The sequence below is a fragment of the Microbacterium sp. NPDC055357 genome, assembly GCF_053644835.1.
Genome location: NZ_JBSHLZ010000007.1, coordinates 92,426 through 113,218, shown reverse-complemented (window position 1 = coordinate 113,218; position 20,793 = coordinate 92,426). Strand labels below are relative to the sequence as shown.

The following is a 20,793-nucleotide window of genomic DNA, read 5'->3' as shown; positions in this document are numbered from 1 at the left end:
CGTCTCGCGCAGCATCCGTCCGAGCGGGATGATGGGGGGATGCTGCGCATTCCTGACGTGACCCTCAACGACGGCACCCGCTTTCCCGAGCTCGGACTCGGCACGTACGGGCTCGAGGGTGACGAGGGTGTGGAGGCCATGGTCGCCGCCATCGGGAGCGGCTACCGGCTGCTCGACACGGCCGTGAACTACGGCAACGAGAGCGACGTCGGTGAGGCGGTGCGCCGCAGCGGCGTCGACCGCGACGACCTCGTGATCACCTCGAAACTGCCCGGCCGGCACCACGGCTTCGACGAGGCCATCGCGAGTGTGGAGGGCTCGATCGACGCGCTCGGGCTCGAGCGCATCGATCTGCACCTCATCCACTGGCCGAACCCGAGCATCGGAAAGTGGCTGGACACGTGGCGCGGCCTCATCGAAGCGCGCGAGCGCGGGCTCGTGCGGTCGATCGGCGTCTCGAACTTCACGATCACGATGATCGAGCGGCTCATCGCCGAGACCGGCGTCACGCCCGTCGTCAACCAGATCGAGCTGCACCCGTACTTTCCGCAGGCGACGTTGCGCGCGTTCCACGCCGAGCACGGCATCCGCACCGAGAGCTGGAGCCCGCTGGCGCGGCGCACCGAACTGCTCGGCGAACAGGTCATCGCCGACATCGCCGCCGTGCGGGGGGTGTCACCGACGCAGGTCGTGCTGCGCTGGCACATCGAACTCGGCTCGACGCCCATCCCGAAGTCGAGCGATCCCGACCGTCAGCGCGAGAACGCCGACGTCTTCGGGTTCTCGCTCGACGAGGCCGACATCGCGGCGATCTCCGGGCTCGAGCGAGGACGGCTGTGGGACGGCGACCCCGACCGGCACGAAGAGATGTGATTCACGCGTCGGGGAGTGCGTCGAGCCACTCCGCGAAGGTCTGACGGCCGCGTACGGCATCGGGGCCGGCCAGCAGCGCACCGCTGCGCTGGGCCCGGCCCATCGCTCCGGGAAGGCTGAGGGGCGGCATCCACCCGCGGTGCCCGATCGCCCGTGCATACGCGCGCATCATGTCGGCGAGGCTCTCTTCGCGCGGTCCGCCGAGGTCCATCGCGCGGCCGGCGGGTCCTTCCTGGGCGCGGCTGACGAGGTGCTCGGCGACTTCGCGCGCGGCGATCGGCTGCGTGCGCGCACGCAGAGCGAAGCGCAGCGGCCCGGCTGCGGCGCGCACGTACATCTGCGCCGCGAACTCGTGGAACTGCGTCGCGCGCTGGATGGTCCAGGGCACGGGGCCGGCCGCGACGAGGCGTTCCTGTGCGAGCTTGCCGGCGTAATAGCCCTCGGGCGCGGCATCCGCACCCACGATCGACAGCGCGATGTGATGGGCGACGCCCGCGGCGCGCTCGGCGGCGAGCAGCGACCGCGTGGCACCGGCGAAGAACGAGATCGACTCGTCGGCCCTGAGGGTCGTGACGTTCGACACGTCGATGACGGCGTCGACTCCGACCAGGGCGCGGGGCAGTCCGGCTCCGGAGAGCAGCTCCACGCTGCGGCTGCGCGCCAGCAGGACCGTGTCGTGCCCGCGCTCGCGGGCGACGTCGACGACGTGCCCGCCGGTGAGCCCCGTGCCGCCGGCCACCGCGATCCGCATCCGTCCTCCCCGTCTCGTCGCCCCCCCCCGGCGGCCCCAGCTTACGACCGCGAGACTGCAACGGCGCGCCGAGACCGTGGGTAGACCCCGCAGTCTCGGCGCGCCGTTGCGGTCTCGCGGTCAAGGAGGGTCACTCCCACAGCACGACGCGGCGGCCGGCGATCGCCTCGACGCGCACGGGGGTGTCGTAGAGCGCTGCGAGGCATTCCTCGGTGAGGACCTCGTGCACCGGGCCATGCCGCACGACGCGTCCGTCGCGCATCGCGACGATGTCGTCGGCGAACTGCGCCGCGACGTTGATGTCGTGCAGCACCACGACGATCGTCATGTCGCGCTGCGCGCCCTGTTCGCGCAGCAGCTTCATGAGGCTCACCGCGTGCCGGGGGTCGAGGTTGTTGAGCGGCTCGTCGAGCAGCAGGTGATCGGTGTCCTGCGCCATCGCCATCGCGACGAAGGCCCGCTGCCGCTGGCCGCCCGACAGCTCGTCGAGGAATCGCGTGCGCACGGCCCCGAGGTCGAGCAGGGCGAGGGCGTGCTCGATGCGCTCGCGATCCTTCGGCGTGCGTCCCGATCCGCCGTGCGGAAAACGGCCGTACGACACGAGGTCCTCGACGCTGAGCCGGATCGCCAGATGATTGTCCTGCCGCAGGATCGCCAGACGCCGCGCGATCTCCCGCGTGCCCGTCGTGGACACGTCGAGACCGTCGACGGTGATCGTGCCTGCCGTCGCACCGATGAGGCGTCCGACCGCAGAGAGCAGCGTCGACTTGCCCGCGCCGTTCGGTCCGATGATGGCCGTGACGCCGCGGCCGATGTCGAGGGTCACGTCGTCGACGGCGACGAGGGTGCCGTGGCGCTTCGCCACGGAGTCGATCCGGATCATGTCATCGGGCCCTTCCGGTCAAGACGAGGACGATGAAGAACAGCCCGCCGACGAACTCGATGACCACCGGCAGCTCGGTCGCGAAGCCCAGCACGCGGGCGAGCAGGAACTGACCCCCGACGAGCGCGATCGCGCCGATCGCGACGGCGGCGGGGATGCTGCGCCGGTGCCGATGCCCGACGATGCCGTAGGCGAGGTTCGCGACGATGAGCCCGAAGAACGTCACAGGACCCACGAGAGCGGTGGATGCCGCGACGAGGGCGGCGATCACGACGATGACGTGCATCACGATGCGCCGGTGCTCCACGCCCAGTGAGATCGCCCGTGCCTCGCCCAGCGAGAGCACGTCCAGCGCCCGACGGATCGGCCACAGCGACGCGATCGCGATTGCGACGAGCGCACCCGTGGGAAGGAGCAGCTCCCGGTTGATCGAGGTGAAGCTCGCGAAAGCGAGGTTCTGCACGATCGCGAAGGTGTCCGGATCGAGCAGACGCTGCAAGAACGACGTGACCGAGCGGAACAGCACGCCCAGCACGAGACCCGCGAGCACGATCACGTGCAGGTCGAGGCGGCGCCGCTGAAAGAGCCACCAGTACAGCAGCACGATCGACCCCGCCATGAGGACGAGCTCGACGGTCCACGACGCGAGCGGTGGAGCCGACACCAGGAGGGCGGGACCGATCGCGAACGCGACGAGCACCTGGATCGCCATGAAGACGGCGTCGAAGCCCATGATGCCGGGGGTGAGGATGCGGTTGGCCGTGATCGTCTGGAACAGCACGGTCGCGACGCCGATCGCAGCGGCGGCGATCACCATTCCGATGACGGTGCGTGAGCGCAGGTCCAGCGCATACTGCCACGCACCGGGAAGGCCCGTGAACAGGAACAGCGCGATCGCGGCGATCGCGACGACGATCAGGGCGGCGAGACGCACGGCCGGGGAGCGATAGGCCGACGCGATGCGGTCGGTGCGGACGAGAGTCGTCATCGGCGGGCACCTGCCCCCGCAGCGGGAGTTCGAGAACGGTGCGGGCGCGCCGCATCCGACGGCTGGGCGGTGCCCAGCAGCATCCACAAGAAGACGACCCCGCCGATGACGCCCATCACGATCGAGATCGGCAGCTCATAGGGGAACCGCACGACCCGACCGATGATGTCGCACAGCAGCACGAGCGCGGCCCCGAGGAGGGCGACGACCGGGACGGATCGGCGCATGTTGTCGCCGACGAGACGGCTGACGATGTTCGGCGCGATGAGCCCGAGAAAGGGGATCGCGCCCGTGATGACGACCATGACGCCCGTCACGATCGCGATGATGCCGACGCCGAGCCCCATGACGGCTCGCGTGTCGAGGCCGAGCCCGCGCGCGGTGTCCTCGCCGAGCCCCGCGACGGTGAAGCGGTCCGCGGCGATCCAGGCGATGAGGGCGGCCGCCGCCGCGACGTAGAGCATCTCGTAGCGGCCTCGCATGACGCCGGAGAAGTCGCCGATGCCCCAGCTCATGAGTTCCTGCAGCACGTCGGACCGGTACGCGATGAAGGTCGTGACCGCGCCGATGACGCCGGCATAGAGGATGCCGACGATCGGCACGAGCACGCTCGAATGCGACGGGATCCGGCGGGCGAGGGCGAGGAACCCGACCACGCCGACCAGGGCACCGGCCGCGGCGATCACGGCCTTGACCCCCAGAGGCAGGCCGGGGGCGGCGAGAAGGAGCAGCAGGAGCGCGAAGCTCGCGGCATCCGTCGCTCCCGTCGTGCTCGGCTCGACGAACCGGTTGCGCGTGAGCAGCTGCATGATCAGGCCCGTCACCGCGAAGGCGATGCCGGCGAGGATGAGGGCGAGCGTGCGGGGCACGCGGCTCGCGACCAGGATGAAGACGTCGAGCTCGGCCACGCCGATGAACAGCGAGACCGTCGCGAGGGCGATCACCGTGACCACCCCCGCGACGATCAGCGACGTCGGGGAGAACCGTTTCAGAGGTCTGCGCTCCCGGTTCGCCGTCGTGGGATCACGCGTCAGCCCGTGATCGCGTCGTGCACCGTCGTGAGGACGTTGTCGATCGCGGTGAGGCCGTTGATGACGATGTAGAGCTCGTTGCCCGGCAGTTGCACGATGCGCCCCTCCTGGGCGGCCGTCGTGCGATCGACGATCTCGTTGTCGAGCGTCTCGGTCGCGGTGCTCTCGCCGCCGGTCGCGGCGCCGCGGTCGAAGGCGAGGATCCAGTCGGGGTTCGCCGTCAGGATGAACTCGTTCGTCACGGTGTCGCCGTGCGACGAACCGTCGGCGCCGGGAAGGTCGGCGGCGACGACCGCGGGGGTGAACCCGAGCGAATCGAAGAAGTAGCCGAAGCGCGAGCCCTCGCCGAAGGCGCCGTACTCGCCGCCCGAGATCGACAGCACGAGCGCCGTGCCCGAGACTTCCGCGCGGATGGCGGCGAGCAGATCCTCGATGTCGGCGGTGAGCTCGGCGACCTCGTCCTCGCGGCCGAAGATCTCGCCGAGCTGACCCGCACGGGCCAGCCCCGCCTCGACGTCGAACGTGCCGCCGGACGTGCCGGTGAGGTCGATCGTCGTCGCGATCTGCGAGAGCTCGTCGTACTGGCTCGTGCTGCGGGCCGCCGTGATGATCAGCTCCGGCGCGAGCTGGGCGACGGCTTCGAAGTCGGGCTCGAAGAGCGAACCGACCTTGGGCAGATCGGCGTACTCCGCCAGGTAGTCGGGCAGGGTCGCGTCCGGGATGCCGACGACGGCGTCTCCTGCCCCGATCGCGTGCAGGGTGTCGAGCGACGCGATGTCGAACGTCACGACGGATGCCGGTTCCCGGGGCACCACGACGGAGTCGCGCGCCGCGTCGCCGTCTTCTCGCCAGACCGTTTCGCCGTCTTCCTCGACCTGGATGAGGGTGGGCCTGGCGTTCTCGACGAGGATCGTCGCGGCAGCATCCGAGGGGGTGTCTTCTTCGGCGGTGGCGGACGGTGAGGCGCAGGCGGTCACGGTCAGGGCGAGAGCGGCAAGGCCCGCGAGCGGCCACAGCGTTCGAGTGCGATGAGTCATGTAGGTAAGGCTAACCTTAACTCGTGCATTCGGAAATCCACGCCGTAACATCGCGCCCGGTCCGGGCGCGGCGTCAGGCGAGCGTCAGCTCAGAGGCGAGCGCCGTCGTCGTCGCGGTTCTCGATGCCAACCTCGCGACCGCGCCAGGACTCGTACGCGATGAGCCAGCCGATCGACACGGCCGCGGCCAGCAGCAGACCGAGCCACACATTGCCCCACACCATGCCGAACAGGATGCCGAGCGCGAACACCAGCGCGGTTCCGAAAGCCCATCCGGTGTGGCCGCGCTGCCAGCCAGGTCGTCGATTCGCCATGGTGCCCAGCCTAGGGGCACACGGCGCTCAGGACCGTTCGGGACCCGCGGACGCCCACCCGACCGCATCGTCGAGGGCCGCGACGCGGAAGAACCGCAGCTCGCACGGGAAGAGGAAGGCGATCGCGTGGATCACTTCGCCGACGATCGTGTGGTCGGTCACGAGGGCGATGCGCCCCCAGGCGCGCGCGGGTCTGCTCTCGAGCTCGGCATCCTGCCACAGCGCGCCGAGGGAGTAGCGGTCGAACTCTTCGCCGAGCACGAAGACGACGTTGACCTTCGCATCGTGCGCGATCGCCGCATCGATCGCGGGATCGACGACGTTCCGGTAATCGGAGGCTTCGACCGTGCCGACGGCGCGGAAGCCCAGAACGCCGGCGGGGAGGTCGGGGAGTGACTCGATCATGACGTCATCCTCGCGCGCCGGGGGCGCGAGCACCAGAGCCCGGGTTCAGCGGGCGCGGTGGTCTTCGGGGTGCAGGCGCGGTCCTCGCCGCGGCTCGTGTGCGCCGCTCACCCTGATCAGCCGGATGACCCGCTGCCGCTGCCCCGGCCACGCCGCGAGCAGCTCGAGCATGCCGTCGTCGTCGACGCGGTGGCCGGTCAGGGCGAAGCCGACCTCGTGCGCCAGATGGTAGTCGAAGACGCTCACGGCGTCGGGGTCTCCGAAGGCCCGGATGCGCGTCTCGGCGCTCGTCCACAGTCCGACGCCGCGCACCGCGGTCAAGACGCGATCGCGCTCATCGCTCGTCTCGGCCGCCGTCGCGGCCCGCACGACGGACTCACCGCGGCGTGCCGCCTCGACGACGGCCCGCGACTGCGGCGGCTCCAGACCCGCGCGATGCCACGTCCACGAGGGGATGCGCCGCCACTGATCGATCGTGGGCGGCGCGAACATCGGACGCGGCGTGGGTCCGGGAGCGCGCTCGCCGTGCCACGTGACGATGCGTCGCCACCCGCCGAAGGCCTGCAGGCCCGTGACCTTCTGCTCGAAGATCGCGCTCGCCAGGGCGTCGAAGACGAGGTCGGTGCGGCCCAGACGCAGACCGGGATGCCGGCGGTGCGCATCCGCGATGAGGGGATGCTGCGCCGCATCGAACCCGCGAGGGTCATCTCGCGCGCCGCACAGCGCCGGCAGCTGCTCGATCGCCCACTCGGCGCCACGGCCCCACGCGGCACCGCGGACGGCCCCGTCGGATGACTGGCGCAGCGCGAGCGTCGCGATCCCCGCGGGGGTGCGGGCCGCACGCCAGATGACGTGGCCCGCCGTCGTCATGGTCGGGTCGTTCGCGCCGTGACGCTGGTGCAGCACGGTGCGCCGCAGGTCGAGAGGGTGCGCGGGGCGGTACTCGGTCTCGATCGGGCGTGACGACGAAGACTGCGGCTCGACGAGGGGCCGACGGGCACCCGCCGGCAGGCCGCGCACGGCGGCGGCGTGCGCCCAGCGTCGCGCGGGCGCGCGGTTCGCGGAGGATGTCGTCACGCCTTCACACTACGTCGCCTCTCCGACGTAGGGATCAGACGCGGTCGGGCGACGGCGTGCCGTGGCCGAAGCGGATGACGACATCGGCGTGGCGGTCGAAGCGGTATCCGACTCCCCGCACCGTGCGGACGATGTCCTCGTATCGGCCGAGCTTCGCGCGCAGGCGGCGCACGTGCACGTCGATCGTGCGTTCGCCGGGGATCTCGTCCTCGGTCGCGGTGCGCCACAGCGACGAGACGAGTTCGGCTCGCTCGATCGTGCGGCCCTCGCGCAGCACGAGATACTGCAGCAGCTCGAGCTCCTTGAAGGTGAACGCGGCCGACTCGCCGTCGATCAGCACGCGCTTGCGCGAGATGTCGACGACGACGCCGCCGGGCGCGTTCTCGTCGTCTTCGGGCTCCTCCGGCGTCGCGCGGGCGAGGGCGGAGGGCTCGTGCAGTGCACGGCGCACGACATCGACATCCCGGCCGCCCGCGCCCGTGGGGGCGAGCGCGACCGTCGCGTACGTCTCGGCGCTGGGTGCGAGGTCGGCGAGCGTGCGGCGCAGGGCGTCGACCAGCACGCCGAGCGAGACGCCCGACGCGTCGACCTGAGCCTCGTCGAAGCCGACATAGAGGGCGAAGCCGCGGGGCGTTGTGCCCTCGGGCAGATGGCGCACCGGGGCGGGCGCGGGCGCGGCCGGAGCAGCAGCGGGTGCGGCCGCGGGACGAACGATCGCGACGGGCGACGTGACGGCGCGGAGGTGGCGGGGCTGCGAGACGGCGGGGCGTTCGAGGAGAGCGGTGTTCGACATGATGATGAGGGTCCTTGCGGAAGCGAACCCGAGCGGGTTCCACGTGCGGCGATGAGCCCCGGAGGGGGCGGGTGCGCGGCATCCGGATCCAGGATCCGAAGCGGCGGGAGACTCGCGGCCGGCGCGCGTTCAGAGCGGGCGGCGGCGGTCTGCAGCGATCAGCGCGTCAGCGGCACATTCGACAACACAGAGCAACGCGGCCGGGCATCATCATCCCGGCAGTCCCGTTCGCCTTCCAGGCGGACAGAGAGCGTGCGTTGTCAGACATGACGCCGATTATGACCGAACGTGTCGCAATGCGTCAAATCGCTCGGTGAGCGCGCCGCCCGGATGGTCGGATGACGCAGAGTGCTCAACGCCGGGAACCGGCGTCGGTGACCGCCCCCGGCACGGCGTGCGGGGGATAGCCTGACGGCATGACTGAGCTGCGCTTCTCGCATGAACCGGATGCCTCGCGGTACACGCTGCACCGCGGCGACGATCTCGTCAGTGTGCTCGACTACAACGACGACGGTCGCTCGGTCGCGATGACGCGCGCCTACACCGTCCCGACGTTCCGCGGACACGGGTACGCGGCGATCATCGTCGACCGTGCCGTAGCGGCGCTCGAGGAGAGCGGCGACCGCACCGTCATCCCCGTGTGCTGGTACGTCGCCGATTGGTTCGCGGCGAACCCCGATCGCGCGGCGATCGTCGAGCCGCGCCATCGGGCATGATGCTCGACATGGAGGACCTCTTCACGACCGTCGCGGTCGTGTTCGAGGTGATCGGCGCGCTCGCGATGGTGGTCGGCTTCGTGATCGCCATCGTGCTGGGAATCCGCTCCCTCGCGCGTCGTGAGGGCGGCGGGACGGCGTTCCAGGTGCTGCGCACGACCCTCGGATCGGCGATCCTGCTGGGCCTGGAGGTGCTCGTCGCGGCCGACCTCATCCGCACGATCACCTCGAAGCCCTCGATCGAGGACGCCTTCATCCTCGGGCTCATCGTGCTCATCCGCACCGTGCTGTCGATGTCGATCCAGATCGAGATCGAAGGGGTGCTGCCGTGGCGGCGCGCTCTGCTCACGAGCGGCGGGCAGCTGCTCGGCGAGGCGGTCGCCCGAGACCGCGCCGCGTCGCGGGACGCAGCGGCGACGGATGCCGCGACGCGGGGTCGCGACGCCTAGTCACGCTTGTCCGACGCTGTCAACGGGGTGCGCCGCATCGCCGCGGCGCGCGACGCTGGTGGGGACGAAAGGAGTCCGCGATGGACCGCGATCTTCCCGAGGGCGTCGACGATGCTGATGCGCCGGCCGGCCGCGAGCCGATCACCGACGGCGCCGCGAGCGATCAGAACGCCGCCGTCGAGGGATCGCCCGATCTCGTGGACGACACGTCCGCGACCGAGGCCGGTCTGCTGACCGACGCCGCCGCGCCGCCCGACGATCCCGTTGCGGGCGAGCGCGTGCGTCGCAATGCCGACCCGGACCTCAGCGCGGACCGAGGAGAGGAACCATGATGAGCACGACGGGCAACGAATTCGAGCAGCCGGGGATCAACCTCCCGGACCGCAAAGACGCCGACGGCGCCGAAGCGACACCGGCCGAAGGCGAGCCGACGCGCGAGGACGTGCCGCCGCAGAACGAGCCGACGCACACCGCCGTCGGTGTCGGCGTGGTGTCCGAGGGCGCCGACCACCACGGTCAGGACGGCACGCGCGACACCCTGACGGCAGGGGAGGCGCAGCGCGAGGGAGGCGCACTGGGCAGCGAGCAGACGCAGAACCTGCCGGCCATGGACCAGAACAACGCGTCCGAGGTCGAGAAGGTGGCGGGCATCCTCGCGCAGACGCGGTCCGACGTCTCGCAGCCGCCGCGCGAGCGCGTCGTCGAGGTGCTCCACCAGCGCCTCGAGCAGGCCGGCATCGCGCTCCCGGACGCCGAGGTCGAAGAGCTCGCGGATCAGATCACGACGGGCGACGCCTGACGATCAGCCGACGAAGCCGAGGATGAGGGCGGCCGAGGGCGCGGCATCCCGGATCATCGTCTCGTGACCGTGCCCTTCGACCTCGGCGAGCCGCCCGTCGGGGAGCGCGCGGACGACCTCTTCGCACCAGGAGCGAGGCGCGACGACGTCGTGCTCGCCGCGGATGACGAGGGTCGGCGCAGCGACGGCGGGGAAGACGTCTTCGGGTCGGTGCTGCAGCATCGCGCGGAACTTCATGCGCAGCCGCGGTCCGGCCCGGACGTATTCGCGCGCACCCACCGCGATCACCTTGGGGCTTTCGACGGCGATGTCGCGCACGAGCCGCCACAGCTGCCGCAGCGGCGTGCGGGCGGCCGGATCGCACGCCGGCCCGAGCAGTACGACACGGTCGACCAGACCCGGATGCCGCGCCGCCAGCTCGACGGCGATCTGCGCCCCCATGGAGTGGCCGGCGACGACGACCGGCGAATCGGATGAGGCCCGCACGAAGGCTGCGAGCAGGTCGGCCGTGCGCTGGATCGTGAGGATGCGGACGGGCTCGGGCGCCTCGCCGTAGCCGGGCAGGTCGACCGCGACGACGGGGGCGACGTCGCTCAGCAGCTCAGCGAGATCGCCGAAGACGCTGCGCCCCATGCCGATGCCGTGGACGAGCAGGAAGGCGGGGCGACGCTCGCCGGCCGCGGGCCCCTCGTGCTCTTCGGCGATGAGGGTCGCGCCGGCGTACGTGAAGGATTCCGTGCGCGGCATATGTGAAGCGTAGCCACAACGGTGTCCGAACGCGCCGCCGGGCTCAGGGGCGATGTCGGAGGGGTCGCCTACCGTCGAGACATGCGCATCCTGCACACCTCGGACTGGCACATCGGCCGGTCGTTCCACGGGAACTCGACGCTCGAGGCCCTCGGCGGCGTGCTGACCACTCTCACCGACCAGGTGCGTGAGCACGGCGTCGACGTCGTCATCGTCGCGGGCGACGTCTTCGACTCCGCCGTGCCGGCGGCGGCGTGCTATTCGCTGCTCTCCGACACGCTGCGCGGTCTCGCCGACGCGGGCGCGCGCGTCATCGTCACCAGCGGCAACCACGACTCCGCCGCGCGACTGGGATTCCAATCCGCGCTGCTGCGCGACGACATCCGGGTCGTGACCGATCCGCGCACGGTGGGTGCGCCCATCACGATCGACGACGCGCACGGGCCCGTCCACTTCTACGGCATCCCGTACCTCGAACCCGCGCTCGTGCGCTCGGTCTGGCCCGACGTCGGGATCCGCTCGCAGGCGCAGGCGGTCGCACACGCCATGTCGCTCGTGCACGCCGACCTCGCCGAGCGCGGAGGTCGCTCGGTCGCGATCTCGCACTGCTTCGCGGCGGGAGTCGAGGCGACACCGGGGGTCGAGCGGGACATCCAGCAGGGCGGACTCGACGTCGTACCGTTGTCCACCTTCGACGGCCCCGACTACATGGCGCTCGGGCACATCCACGGGCGCCAGCAGCTCTCCGAACGCGTGCGCTACGCCGGCGCGCCGCTGCACTACAGCTTCGGCGAGTGCGACAAGCCGCGCGGGTCGTGGCTCATCGACCTCGACGCCGACGGCCTGACCGGTGCGGAGTGGATCGCGCTTCCCGTGCCGCGCCGACTCGTTCGCCTCGTCGCCCCGCTCGACGAGCTGCTCTCCTCCGACGCGTTCACGGTGCACGAAGACGCCTGGGTCGATGCGCAGTACACCGACGCCGCTCCCCAGCGCGATCCCATGCGGCGCCTGCAGCAGCGGTTCCCGTTCTGCGCCAAGGTGACGCACGCGCCGACCGAGCGGCACACCGCCGGCCAGGACACCTACGCCGCCCGCGTGCGCGCGGCGCGCACCGACGACGAGCTGATCGACGCATTCCTCGCGCACGTGCGCAACGGCGTCGGCGCGACTCCGCGCGAAGCCGAGATCGTGCGCGACGTGCTCGCCGCGCACGCGTCGGCGGTCCCCGGCGACGAACGGCCCAAGGTCACGACATGAAGCTGCACCGTATCGACCTCGAAGGGTTCGGGCCGTTCCGCGACCGTCAGACGGTCGACTTCGACGCGTTCGACGCCGACGGGCTGTTCCTCATCACGGGGCGCACGGGCGCGGGCAAGTCGAGCATCCTCGACGGCGTCTGCTATGCGCTCTACGGCACGGCGCCCCGGTACGACGGCGGCGACCGCGGGCTGCGCAGCGACCACGCCGAACCCGATGAGGCGACGATGGTGCGCCTCGAGTTCACCGCGGCGGGGCGTCGCTGGCGTGTCACGCGCGCGCCCGAATACGAGCGGCCGAAGGCACGCGCCGCGGGCACGACGGTGCAGAAGTCGACCGTGCTCGTCGAAGAGCTCGCAGACGAGGTGTGGCACGGCCGCGCGACGAAGTACCGCGAAGCCGCCGAGATCCTCGACGAGATCCTCGGGCTCACGCGCGACCAGTTCCAGCAGGTGATCCTGCTCGCACAGAACCGGTTCGCCGAGTTCCTCCTGGCCAAGAACGACGAACGGCAGGCGCTGCTGCGCACGCTGTTCGGATCGCTGCGCTACGAGGAGTACGAGCGCGAGGTCGACCGCCTGCGCCGCGACGCGCGCGCCGCGCTCGAGGGCGACAGCGCCACGCTCGACGCGCTTCTCGTGCACGCCGAGGCTCTCGTGCGCGACAACGCGCTCGACGGAGCACCCGCCGAACCCGACGACGAGGCGACGACGACGGCGGCGCAGCGGGTCGAAGCGGTGTACCGGGCCGTGCCACGCGCCCGATACCGCGCAGAGGGCTCGGGTCGGCGGCGCGACGACGCCCAGGCCGCGCACGACGCCGCCCTCACGCACTACAGCGCGCAGAAGGCCCTGCGCGAACGCCAGGAGCGACGCCTCGCGTCGCGGCGCGCGCTCGCCGCACTCGAAGAGCGCGCGCCGCAGATCGACGCCGACCGCGTCCGACTCGAGCGGTCGGCGGCGGCCGAAGCGCTGCGTTCGCCCCTCGGCGCCGCGGAACGGGCCACCGCCGCGGTCGCACGCGCCGTCGAGCGCGAAGCACGCGCACGGGCGACGTGGGTCGAGCGGGTCGGCGCCGACACCGCAGCCGCCACCGAGCCCGACGACGCCGCGGCGCTCGCCGCTGTCGTCGATGAGCTCTCCGGAGATCTCGCGATCTGGGCCGCAGCCGCCGAGCACGAGTCCGCTGTGCCGGCGCTCGCCGACGCCGTGCGCCTCGCCGACACCGCGATCGACGGCCTCCGCGACGAGACGGAGCAGCTCCGTGAGGTCGCTGCGCGGCGAGCGACCAGACTCGCCGAGCTCGAGCCCGAGATCCGGGCGCTCGAGGCTGCGGCTCCCGCCGTCGAGCCCGCCCGCGACACCCTCGCAACGGTCACGACGCGCCTCGAGGCGGGGCGTGAAGCGGAGCGGCTCGCACCGCTGGCACACGCGGCCGAAGCCGAGCACCTCGAGGCGACGCGGTCGCTCGAACAGCGCACAGCCGCCGTTCGAGCTCTGCTCCAGCGCCGACTCGACGGCTACGCGGGTGAGCTGGCGGCCGCGCTCGTCGACGACGAGCCATGCGCCGTCTGCGGGGCGATCGAGCACCCGCATCCTGCCGTCCCGGCCGGCGATCCGGTCACCAACGAAGCGGTCGCCGAAGGCGAAGCGGCCGTCGAGCTCGCGTCCGCGACGGCGACGGCCGCGTCCGCCGCCGCCCGTGCAGCGCGTGCCGCCCACCACGACGCGCTCGCCCGTGCGGGCGGAAGCTCCGTGGTCGACCTCGAGGCCGCCCACCGCGTCGCCGAGGAACGACTGGCCGCCGCAGAAGCTGCGGCGACGACGATCGCGACGCTGGCGGCCGAGGTGCGCGAACTGCGTGAGATAGAGGCGGCGATGGGCGACGAGCAGGCCGCGCTGGCGGCCCGGCTCGCGGCGGCGAAGGAAGACCGCGCCGCGCGGGCCGAACGGCTCACGGCGGCGACCCGGGCCGTCGCCGCCGCACGCGGGGACCACCCTTCGGTCGCGGCGCGCATCGACGAGGCGACCCGCGTGCGCGACGCGGCCCGGGCCCTCACGCTGGCGATCGACGATCGGCTGCGGGCCGAGCAGGCGGCCGCCGACGCGCAGCGCGACCTCGAGGAGCGTCTGGCCGAATCGACCTTCGACGACGCGGCATCCGTCGGCACGGCGCTCCTCGACACCGCCGTGCGCGAGCGGCTCGCTTCCGACCTGCACCGTCACGACGTCGACGTCGCGACCGAGCGCGAACGGCTGCTGGCGCTCGAGACCGAGCTGGCCGGCGCGCCCGACGAACCGGTCGATCTCGCGCCGGTCGCCGAGGCGGCATCCCTCGCGCGCGAAGCGTGGAACAGCGCCGTCACCGAAGCGGCGCGCGACACCGAAGTCGCCGCACGGCTCGCCGAGGCGGCCGAGCGGGCGACGCGGGCCCACGCGGCATCCGCCGAGCGCGAAGCCGAGCACGAGATCATCGCGGGGCTCGCGGACGCACTCGCGGGCCGCACCGACACCCGCATGGACCTCGAGACCTTCGTGCTCGCCGCTGAGCTCGAGCAGATCGTCGACGCCGCCAACCTGCGGCTCGAGGTCATGTCGTCGGGGCGATATCGGCTCGAGCACTCCGACGCCGTCGGCCGGCACCGCGCGGCGTCCGGCCTCGGGCTCGCGGTGTTCGACTCCTACACGAGCCAATCCCGGCCCACGACGTCGCTGTCGGGGGGCGAGACGTTCCTCGCGTCGCTCGCACTCGCGCTCGGCCTCGCCGAGGTCGTCACCGCGCGCAGCGGCGGTGTGCGGCTGGACACGCTCTTCATCGATGAGGGCTTCGGCTCCCTCGACGACGAGACGCTCGAGCTGGCCATGCGCACGCTCGACGAGCTCCGTCAGGGCGGACGCACGGTGGGGCTGATCAGCCACGTCGCCGCGATGAAGGAGCAGCTGCCCGCGCAACTGCGGGTCGAGGCGACGCCGCAGGGGCCGAGCATCATCCTGCAGGACAGCGCGGTCCCGGCGGCGTGAACGCCGAAGGCGGCACCCGGGATCGGATGCCGCCTTCGAACTGCCCGCGGGTCAGCCGGCGAGGTGCTTCTGCGCCGCGGTGAGCACGGTGTCGATCAGGCGCGTCGCCTGCTCCTCGGTGAAAAGCCCGCCCGTGGCGGTCGAGAACGACGAGATCATCGCGTCGCGAGCGGCGTCGCCGCCCATGAGGGTCGTCTCGCCGAGGGTGATGAGGATCTCGTCCGAGAAGGCGGCGTCGATCATCTCCTGGGTCACACCCGGCTCCGCCTCCTGCATGATCTCGGTGAGCACGGGTCGCACCTCGGCGATGTATGCCGCCTCGCCGGTGCCGGACACGCCGTCGCCGGCATCCGTGTCCGTGTCGGTGCCGTCGGTGGAGGCGTCGTCATCGGTGGAGGGCGCCTCGGACGCGGTCGCAGCCGGGGGTGCCGGCTCGAACGTGCCGCCCGAATCCGAGGCCGACAGACCGATGAGCAGCAGCGACCACACGAGCGCTCCGACCCAGGCGGCGCCACCGAGGACCGAGACGATGATCGCGCCGATGCCCAGGCCCTTGCCGCCCTGCTTCTTGTTCGCCAGCGCCACGATGCCGAGCACCAGGCCGACCAGCAGCAGGACGCCGCCGATGATCGCGAGCGCGAACGACACCCACAGCAGCGGGATGAACGCGATGAGCACGAGGACGAGACCGGCGATCGCCGTGCCGAGCGCGGCCCAGGCCAGGCGCTTCGGGCGCGTGTCGGGCCCAGCCGGCGCGCCGTGTGCGGGCGGCTGGCCGTACGCGGGCGGCTGCCCGTATGCGGCACCGGGCTGGCCGTAGACGGGCGGGGCGGACGGCGCCTGCCCGTAGCCGCCGGCGGCCGGGTACGCCTCGGTGGGCTGCGCATCGCCGGGGGTGTATCCGGGGTAGGCCTGCGTGGGGGCCTCATCACCGGCCGGGTAGGCCTCGGGGGCGCGGTCGTCGCCCGTGGGCTGCGACGGGTCAGTGGGGTTCGACATGGGTCCTCGATCTGAGTCGTGGTCGTGCAGGGGTCGCCACCGGATCGTCATCGCGAGCGGAGCGACAGCGCTGAAGTACCTAGGCTAGTCGTTATGAGCAAGGGGACAGGCTGGACAATCCTCGGCGTGATCGTCGCCGTGGTCATCGCGTGGGTGATCGTGAACGTGCTGTTCTCGGTGCTGTGGTTCATCGGCAAGCTCGTGGTCGTCGCCGTCGTCGCGCTCATCGTCTTCCTCGCCCTGCGCGCCGCGTTCTCGCGTCGCGACTGAACCCACGACCGCGAGACCGCAACGGCGCGCCGAAACTGCGGGGTCCACCCACGGTCTCGCCGTGCCGTTGCAGTCTCGCGGTCGGGGTCAGGCGCCGAGTACGGCGTCTGACCCCACGACAGGGTCAGACGCCGTACTCGGCGCGGATGAGGTCGCGCAGCTGCACGCTGCAGGCGGCGACCGTCTCGCGCCAGTCGGTGCGGGCATCGTCCTGCGCTCGGTCGGACACCGACTTCAGCACGCGGATGGGCACGCCGAACTGCTGCGCGACCCAGATGTAGGCGTACACCTCCATGTCGACGAGGCTCGCTCCGAGGGGCCGGATCGACTCGAGCGCGACGGCGTCGTCGACGAACGAGTCGCCGGTCGCGATCGTGAGGCCGTCGCGGCCGAGGTCGACGCGCGCGGGGAGCGAGACGTGTTCGCCGACGATGCCGTCGAAGCTCGCGACATCGTGCTGCACGGCCGCGGTCACCTCGTACACGGTCGACTCGAGGCGCGGATCGATCGCACCCGCCGTGCCGACCACGACGATCTCGTCGTAGTCGTTCGCATCGAGCGCACGCGTCAGGGCGAAGGTCGCCATCATCTTGCCCGGTCCGGTCACGAGCCGGTCGAAGCCGGGGAGCTCAGCGGGAAAGGCGACGAGTTCGGCGTCCAGCGCCGCGACGAGGAGTTTCACCCGTCCATTGTCCCCCGCACGGGCGACTAGCCTGGACGCGATGTCGACTCCCTCCCCGTCGCAGCCCGCGACGGCCTCGATCCCGCTGTCCTCCGCGGCCCGCTGGCGCGCGTTCTGGATCTGCGTCTCGGTCGCCGCGATCACGATCCTCGACCTGACGAAGGTCAACGTCGCACTCCCGTCGATCGGCGAGGTCCTCGACGCCAACTCCACCGAGCTGCAGCTGGTCGTCTCGGGCTTCGTGCTCACGTTCGGACTCGCGCTCGTGCCGTTCGGCCGGCTCGGCGATCAGCGCTCGCGCCGCATGCTCTTCGTCATCGGACTCTCGCTGTACACCCTGACGAGCATCATGTGCGCGCTCGCGCCGAACGCGACGATCCTGCTCATCGCCCGACTCGCGCAGGGCGTCGCCGCCGGCATCCAGATGCCGCAGGTGCTGGGCATGGCGCAAGAGCTCTTCCAGGGCAAGGAGCGCGGCCGCGCCTTCGGCCTCTTCGGCGCGACGATCGGTCTCGCGACGGCCTTCGGGCCGACCCTCGGCGGCTTGCTGATCGCGATCGGCGGTCCCGAGGACGGCTGGCGGCTCACGTTCTGGATGAACGTGCCGCTCTGCCTCATCGCGATCGCGCTCGTGTTGTGGATGCTGCCGGCCACGCGAACCCGTTCGGCCAGGAGCGTGCGGCTCGATCCCGTCGGCCTCGTGCTGTTCGCGGCATCCGTCATCTGCTTCATGTGGCCGTTCCTCTTCACGACGGGCGCCCCCGAGGACGACCCGGCCCGCTGGTGGCTGCTCGTCGGCTTCGTGCTGTTCACGGCCGCCTTCATCGCGTGGGAACGCCGCTACTCCGCGAAGGGCGGCACGCCGCTCGTGCCGCTGCCGCTGTTCGGCATCACGTCGTACCGCAACGGGACGCTGCTGCAGACGGCGTACTTCACGGCGATGCCGGCCATGTTCCTCACGACGACGCTCTTCCTGCAGTTGGGGCTCGGGGTCGAACCGGTGTATGCCGGCATGGTGTCGATCGGCTTCGCGCTCGCGAGCGCCGTGACGTCGTGGATCGGCGGCAACCTCGTCAACCGGTTCGGCCGGCCGATCGTGCTGTGGGGACTCATCGCGATGCTCTTGAGCGCGGGCGGTCTCGTGCTCACGGCCCTGTTCGCCGACCCGCTCTGGACGCCGTACATCATGGCGGCCGTCATGATCGTCGGCGGTGCCGGCGGCGGATTCGTGATCGCGCCCAACCAGACGCTCACGCTCGCCGATGTGCCCGTGTCGCAGGGTGGCGTGGCCGGCTCGGTCGGACAGCTCGGCCAGCGCATCGGCACGGCGGTCGGCATGGCCGTCGCCCTGTCGCTCTTCTACGCGACGATCTACCGCGAGACCGGGATGCACGATGACCTCGTGGTCTACCAGGATGCCTACGCGTACGCCATGATCTCGATCGCGGTGTTCCTGGGCCTGGCGTTCCTCGTCTCGATCCTCGATCTCACCGACCGCCGCCGCGCCGGCAGAGGCGGCCGCGCGCGGCACTGAGCTCAGCCGAGCGCGATCGGATCGACCACCGTCCCGCGCTGATCTCGTCGCCAGCGCTCGCGGGAGACCCGGAACTCGGCCCGTGTCGTGAAGCGGTACCGATACGCCACGACCCGCACGGAGCGGGGCCGTGCGCCGGCGAAGGGATCGCGCGCGAGAAGTCGCAGCGTCGACTCGTCGGCTTCGAGCAGCCGCACGAGGAACACGGCGAACCAGTCCTCGAGCGACCTGCCCAGCGGCAGGAACCACATCAGCCAGTCGAGCCGCAGATGGTACGGCGCGACCCACGGCGGCACGCGGCGCAGGTCCTGCGGCTTGCCCTTGAAGGCGTACTCGCGCCAGTCGACGCCGTCGAGCGTGCCCTCGACGACGTATTCGATGCGCGTCGTGGTCACGGTGCCGAAGGCGCCGTACGCGTTGGCGAGCTGCCAGCGGTTGAAGCTCGCGTTCATGAGCTGCCGCGACGCGGCGAGGTTGCGCACAGCCGGCCAGCTGATCACGACGTAGAGCGCCCCGACGGCGCACGTCGTGACGAGCCAGACCAGCGGCATCCCGTCGATCAGCCAGGGAGCGTCCGTCACCGCACGCGCGCTGGTCGGCAGCCCGATCGCCGAGAACGCGATGACGATCGTGGCCCAGTTCAGCCAGGCGAAATTGCCCGTCGCGACGAGCCACAGCTGAGTCACGATGACGATGCACCCCGCCACGGCGCCGACGACGGCGGGCCAGGCCGCATCGATCCACAGGCCGAGGATCGGCGTGAAGAGCAGCCACGGCACGACGAGCTGGGCGATGTGGTTGCCGACGACCTCGAGTTTGTGGAACCAGCGGGGGAGGAGGTGGGCCTGGCGGCTGAGCGGCCCGGGCATGGGCTGCGTCTCGTGGTGGTAGGTCAGCGCCGTGAGGTCGCGCCACTCCCGCCCTCCGCGGATCTTGATGAGCCCCGCCCCGAACTCGAGACGGAACAGCAGCCACCAGAACAGGACGATGACGACGACGGGCGGCGGCTGGGAATCCGAGCCGAGGAAGGCCGCGAGGAACCCCGCTTCGAGCAGCAGCATCTCCCAGCCGAAGCCGTAGAAGGTCTGCCCGATGCTGACGATCGACATGTACCCGATCCACAGCGCGAGGAAGCACACCATCGGCACCCAGGGCGGCCCCCATTGCGGGATGCCGCACACGAGCGCCGCCGCGATCAGGAGGCACACCGTGCACAGGGCGACCAGACGCCGATCCGTGTACCGCCATCGCCGGAAGATCGTCGGGCGCAGCAGGCGCGCTCCGCGCGGTGAGGACCGCGCCCACTCCAGCAGCTCGGGCGCGGGCAGCAGGCCGCGCTCGCCCAGCAGCGGGCGGAACTGATTCAGCGTCGAGACGAAGGCGATGAGGTACAGCGCGGCGATGCCCCGCTGCAGCACCTGCCGCGCGATCTCGAAGTCGACCGCCGCGAACCCGTCCATCGGTCCATGATCGGCCCCTCGTGCCGCGGGACACGAGGGCTGGACAGGGGTCAGACGAGTCGGTAGCCGACCCCGCGCACCGTCTCGATGCGATCCGACCCGAGCTTCTGCCGCAAGTACCCGACGTAGACGTCGACGACGTTCGAGCCGGGGTCGAAGTCGAATCCCCACACGCGGCTGAGCAGCTGCTCGCGGCTGAGCACCTGGCCGGCGTTGCGCACGAGCTCTTCGAAGAGGGCGAACTCGCGGGCCGAGAGCTCGACGGCCGCGCCGCCGACGTGCGCGAGCCGGGTCCGCACGTCGAGGACGAGGTCGCGGTGCGAGAGGTCGATCGATGCGCCGGCGGAATCCCGGCGCATGCGCAGGCGGATCCGCGCGACGAGCTCGTCGAAGCGGAAGGGCTTGCCGAGGTAGTCGTCGGCACCGCCCTCGAGCCCGGCGACCGTGTCGGCGAGCTCGACGCGCGCCGTGAGCATGATGACAGGCATCGTCGACCCCGAGCCGCGGATGTTCTCGAGCACCTCGAAGCCGTCCATGCCGGGCAGGTTGACGTCGAGCACGAGCAGATCGAACTCGCCGCTGAGCGCGAGGTCGAGCGCCTGCGGACCCGTCGGTGCGACGCGGGTCGCGAAGCCCGCGGCGCGGAGCCCCTTGTCGATGAAGCCCGAGATCCGCGATTCGTCATCGGCGATCAGAATGGATGCCACG

Annotated in this window: 23 protein-coding genes; 9 read left to right on the top strand and 14 right to left on the bottom strand. The window is 71.3% G+C overall.

What is annotated here, in order from left to right:
- Nucleotides 1–39 precede the first annotated feature (39 nt).
- On the top strand, nucleotides 40–873 hold the full coding sequence (locus tag ACWICD_RS11000; RefSeq protein ID WP_454140165.1) for an aldo/keto reductase: 834 nt from the start codon (nucleotides 40–42) through the stop codon (nucleotides 871–873).
- Nucleotide 874: 1 nt separating this feature from the next.
- Here ACWICD_RS11000 and ACWICD_RS10995 read toward each other — a convergent pair whose 3' ends face one another.
- The 9 genes from ACWICD_RS10995 to ACWICD_RS10955 form a co-directional block, all read right to left on the bottom strand.
- On the bottom strand, nucleotides 875–1,624 hold the full coding sequence (locus ACWICD_RS10995; RefSeq protein WP_454140164.1) for an SDR family oxidoreductase: 750 nt from the start codon (nucleotides 1,622–1,624) through the stop codon (nucleotides 875–877).
- Between the two features lie 130 nt (nucleotides 1,625–1,754).
- The gene (locus ACWICD_RS10990) at nucleotides 1,755–2,507 is read right to left on the bottom strand and encodes an iron ABC transporter ATP-binding protein (protein ID WP_454140163.1); all 753 of its coding nucleotides are present in this window, start codon (nucleotides 2,505–2,507) and stop codon (nucleotides 1,755–1,757) included.
- 1 nt (nucleotide 2,508) lies between these two features.
- On the bottom strand, nucleotides 2,509–3,495 hold the full coding sequence (locus ACWICD_RS10985) for an iron chelate uptake ABC transporter family permease subunit (RefSeq protein WP_376131246.1): 987 nt from the start codon (nucleotides 3,493–3,495) through the stop codon (nucleotides 2,509–2,511).
- On the bottom strand, nucleotides 3,492–4,448 hold the full coding sequence (locus tag ACWICD_RS10980; RefSeq protein WP_454140162.1) for an ABC transporter permease: 957 nt from the start codon (nucleotides 4,446–4,448) through the stop codon (nucleotides 3,492–3,494). Before ACWICD_RS10980 ends, ACWICD_RS10985 begins: the two co-directional genes overlap by 4 nt.
- Before the next feature lie 77 nt (nucleotides 4,449–4,525).
- Nucleotides 4,526–5,563, bottom strand: a complete 1,038-nt coding sequence (locus tag ACWICD_RS10975) for a siderophore ABC transporter substrate-binding protein (protein WP_454140161.1) — start codon at nucleotides 5,561–5,563, stop codon at nucleotides 4,526–4,528.
- 89 nt (nucleotides 5,564–5,652) lie between these two features.
- Nucleotides 5,653–5,877: a hypothetical protein gene (locus tag ACWICD_RS10970; RefSeq protein WP_376131255.1), complete on the bottom strand. Its 225-nt coding sequence runs from the start codon at nucleotides 5,875–5,877 to the stop codon at nucleotides 5,653–5,655.
- A 27-nt stretch (nucleotides 5,878–5,904) separates the two neighbouring features.
- Nucleotides 5,905–6,282 (bottom strand): STAS/SEC14 domain-containing protein, encoded by a 378-nt coding sequence (locus ACWICD_RS10965; protein ID WP_454140160.1) that lies wholly within the window; start codon nucleotides 6,280–6,282, stop codon nucleotides 5,905–5,907.
- Nucleotides 6,283–6,327: 45 nt separating this feature from the next.
- Nucleotides 6,328–7,293: a DNA-3-methyladenine glycosylase family protein gene (locus ACWICD_RS10960; RefSeq protein ID WP_454140175.1), complete on the bottom strand. Its 966-nt coding sequence runs from the start codon at nucleotides 7,291–7,293 to the stop codon at nucleotides 6,328–6,330.
- A gap of 100 nt (nucleotides 7,294–7,393) precedes the next feature.
- Nucleotides 7,394–8,152, bottom strand: coding sequence for a winged helix-turn-helix domain-containing protein (locus tag ACWICD_RS10955; protein ID WP_454140159.1), 759 nt, complete (start codon nucleotides 8,150–8,152; stop codon nucleotides 7,394–7,396).
- A gap of 416 nt (nucleotides 8,153–8,568) precedes the next feature.
- Between ACWICD_RS10955 and ACWICD_RS10950 the strand changes: the two genes are divergently transcribed.
- The 4 genes from ACWICD_RS10950 (at nucleotide 8,569) to ACWICD_RS10935 (ending at nucleotide 10,116) form a co-directional block, all read left to right on the top strand.
- Nucleotides 8,569–8,868, top strand: coding sequence for a GNAT family N-acetyltransferase (locus tag ACWICD_RS10950; protein WP_376131264.1), 300 nt, complete (start codon nucleotides 8,569–8,571; stop codon nucleotides 8,866–8,868).
- An 8-nt stretch (nucleotides 8,869–8,876) separates the two neighbouring features.
- Nucleotides 8,877–9,317 carry a DUF1622 domain-containing protein gene (locus ACWICD_RS10945; RefSeq protein ID WP_454140158.1) on the top strand — a complete coding sequence of 147 codons (441 nt, stop codon included), beginning with the start codon at nucleotides 8,877–8,879 and terminating at the stop codon, nucleotides 9,315–9,317.
- 80 nt (nucleotides 9,318–9,397) lie between these two features.
- Entirely contained in the window at nucleotides 9,398–9,649 is a 252-nt protein-coding gene (locus ACWICD_RS10940) for a hypothetical protein (protein WP_454140157.1), read from the top strand.
- Nucleotides 9,646–10,116 (top strand): hypothetical protein, encoded by a 471-nt coding sequence (locus tag ACWICD_RS10935; RefSeq protein ID WP_454140156.1) that lies wholly within the window; start codon nucleotides 9,646–9,648, stop codon nucleotides 10,114–10,116. The genes ACWICD_RS10940 and ACWICD_RS10935 overlap by 4 nt, the downstream gene beginning before the upstream one ends.
- Nucleotides 10,117–10,119: 3 nt before the next feature.
- On the opposite strand, the gene ACWICD_RS10930 is transcribed toward ACWICD_RS10935, so the two are convergent.
- Complete coding sequence (locus ACWICD_RS10930; RefSeq protein WP_454140155.1) at nucleotides 10,120–10,863, bottom strand: alpha/beta fold hydrolase; 744 nt, start codon at nucleotides 10,861–10,863, stop codon at nucleotides 10,120–10,122.
- 81 nt (nucleotides 10,864–10,944) lie between these two features.
- Between ACWICD_RS10930 and ACWICD_RS10925 the strand changes: the two genes are divergently transcribed.
- Complete coding sequence (locus tag ACWICD_RS10925) at nucleotides 10,945–12,120, top strand: exonuclease SbcCD subunit D (RefSeq protein ID WP_454140154.1); 1,176 nt, start codon at nucleotides 10,945–10,947, stop codon at nucleotides 12,118–12,120.
- On the top strand, nucleotides 12,117–15,140 hold the full coding sequence (locus ACWICD_RS10920; protein WP_454140153.1) for an AAA family ATPase: 3,024 nt from the start codon (nucleotides 12,117–12,119) through the stop codon (nucleotides 15,138–15,140). Before ACWICD_RS10925 ends, ACWICD_RS10920 begins: the two co-directional genes overlap by 4 nt.
- Nucleotides 15,141–15,191: 51 nt before the next feature.
- Here ACWICD_RS10920 and ACWICD_RS10915 read toward each other — a convergent pair whose 3' ends face one another.
- Nucleotides 15,192–16,139 carry a hypothetical protein gene (locus tag ACWICD_RS10915; protein WP_454140152.1) on the bottom strand — a complete coding sequence of 316 codons (948 nt, stop codon included), beginning with the start codon at nucleotides 16,137–16,139 and terminating at the stop codon, nucleotides 15,192–15,194.
- 93 nt (nucleotides 16,140–16,232) lie between these two features.
- Here ACWICD_RS10915 and ACWICD_RS10910 point away from each other — a divergent pair, with 93 nt between their 5' ends.
- Nucleotides 16,233–16,409, top strand: a complete 177-nt coding sequence (locus ACWICD_RS10910) for a hypothetical protein (protein WP_454140151.1) — start codon at nucleotides 16,233–16,235, stop codon at nucleotides 16,407–16,409.
- 124 nt (nucleotides 16,410–16,533) lie between these two features.
- Here ACWICD_RS10910 and ACWICD_RS10905 read toward each other — a convergent pair whose 3' ends face one another.
- Complete coding sequence (locus ACWICD_RS10905; RefSeq protein WP_376131351.1) at nucleotides 16,534–17,091, bottom strand: phosphorylase family protein; 558 nt, start codon at nucleotides 17,089–17,091, stop codon at nucleotides 16,534–16,536.
- 40 nt (nucleotides 17,092–17,131) lie between these two features.
- Here ACWICD_RS10905 and ACWICD_RS10900 point away from each other — a divergent pair, with 40 nt between their 5' ends.
- Nucleotides 17,132–18,625: an MFS transporter gene (locus ACWICD_RS10900; protein WP_454140150.1), complete on the top strand. Its 1,494-nt coding sequence runs from the start codon at nucleotides 17,132–17,134 to the stop codon at nucleotides 18,623–18,625.
- A 2-nt stretch (nucleotides 18,626–18,627) separates the two neighbouring features.
- On the opposite strand, the gene ACWICD_RS10895 is transcribed toward ACWICD_RS10900, so the two are convergent.
- On the bottom strand, nucleotides 18,628–20,085 hold the full coding sequence (locus tag ACWICD_RS10895; protein ID WP_454140149.1) for a lipase maturation factor family protein: 1,458 nt from the start codon (nucleotides 20,083–20,085) through the stop codon (nucleotides 18,628–18,630).
- A 50-nt stretch (nucleotides 20,086–20,135) separates the two neighbouring features.
- Nucleotides 20,136–20,792 (bottom strand): response regulator transcription factor, encoded by a 657-nt coding sequence (locus tag ACWICD_RS10890; protein ID WP_454140148.1) that lies wholly within the window; start codon nucleotides 20,790–20,792, stop codon nucleotides 20,136–20,138.
- Nucleotide 20,793: the final 1 nt, after the last annotated feature.